This window comes from Sphingomonas yabuuchiae (genome assembly GCF_001477495.1).
GTDB classification, from domain to species: domain Bacteria; phylum Pseudomonadota; class Alphaproteobacteria; order Sphingomonadales; family Sphingomonadaceae; genus Sphingomonas; species Sphingomonas yabuuchiae_A.
In genome coordinates, this window is record NZ_LDTF01000112.1 from 1 (window position 1) to 1,514 (window position 1,514).

The 1,514-nt window shown below is 57.4% G+C and carries 1 protein-coding gene and 1 pseudogene; one reads left to right on the top strand and one right to left on the bottom strand.

Going from position 1 to position 1,514, the window contains the following annotated elements; translation table 11 throughout:
* A pseudogene (locus NS355_RS16755) lies at positions 1-486 on the top strand (TonB-dependent receptor); the annotation flags it as partial.
* A gap of 96 nt (positions 487-582) precedes the next feature.
* Here NS355_RS16755 and NS355_RS16760 read toward each other — a convergent pair.
* On the bottom strand, positions 583-876 hold the full coding sequence (locus NS355_RS16760; RefSeq protein WP_058746723.1) for a hypothetical protein: 294 nt from the start codon (positions 874-876) through the stop codon (positions 583-585).
* Positions 877-1,514: the final 638 nt, after the last annotated feature.

Below are 1,514 nucleotides of genomic sequence, written 5' to 3' on the forward strand. Positions count from 1 at the left end.
CCCCCTCCACCCAGGCCGCGCCCCTCCATCTGGCTGTCGGCGACGACCAATTACCGGCTGGAGGACCGGCTGACCCTGCGCGGGACCGGCCCGGTCCTCGATCTGCTCGACGGCGCGACACTGAACGGCACCGGTGGGCGTCCGCGCTGGGACGTCGATATGAACGGCAATTTTTCCTACGGCGTGTTCAACCTGGGGGTTTACGGTCGCCTGCAGGGGCCGACCCGCATCCGCAGCGACATCGCCGCCTCCGACCTGCGCTTTTCGGGCCGGACCTGGCTGGTCCTCTACAGCTTCGTGCGCATGGAGAAGGTGGTCAAGAAACCCTGGGCCAAGGGGCTGAACGTCAACGTCACGGTCGAGAATCTGCTGAACGACCGGATCAACGTCACCGACCGCAACGGCCAGACCCCCAACCGCTTCCAGCCCGCCTATCTCGACCCCATCGGCCGCTCGATCCGGGTGGGGGTGCGGAAGCTGTTTTGACGGGGCGGACCTGCCATGTCGTCTATCTCTCCGTCGATTTGACGGACAGGTCGTACAGATAGCGGTGACGCGCCTGGGAGCCTGCCGGATATTTCTTCAAAATTTCCATCTCGCTTTTTTCAGTGAAAATTTCTTCAATCCGCTGTCCAGGAGGCACTTCTCCACGTCCGATACATGCAGCGCCTGCAAATCGCGTTTCTGCCGGTCCGGTCGCGTAATCTGAACATGATCGATCCATGAGCCACCGGCACTTCCGGGATCGTTCAGCGCCCTGTCCGCCAATTCAAAGCTGCGGATGAAGCGCTTTGCCGGGGCATCGTTCGTTATGTCGCGGAAATATCCCTTTTTCGCGCATCCTATGGCATCCGCGCGATATTGGTCATAGCTCACGCCCCCTTTCGCCAACTTTCAAAGCCTGGTGCTTTGGCCTGCGCGTTGACGGCAGACGATGCCAGGAATATGACAAGTAACAACGCCCGGTTGCTCATGGGCCATCCCCAGTAGGATCAATTCGTGTATCGGCAACGATTCTCGCAATTGCTACGGGCGCGATCGGCATCGGTAAGACATGCATTATATTCGGCGGACGTCTTGTATCGGATATCATTGACGCACTGGTTTCGCGCGGCGAACCAGGCCTGATCGCATGTGCTCATACAGGATGATTGCGTATTCACGATACCGGGAGACAAAAGACACATGGCAGTAATCGCAAATCGAAACATATGACATCCTCTACTGTTCCGGACTGACGCCAGCTATTCCAAGTGTCTGTTATATGCATAGGATCGGCAAGTAATTTATCAACAGGACATGAATTGATACATATTGCCATGCAAACATGCGCACTGTTTTACTTGAGAGCGATATGGCAGATTGCCGGAAGACAGAGCGGCGACGGGATCGCGATCCCCTTCATGGTCAAGCCCCGTTCCTGAACGCCACAGAACAACCCCGTTCAGCCTGACGAAGCCCGCCGCATCGTAATCCTGTTCCATGCCCGGTCATGGGCATGGAACAGGATTACG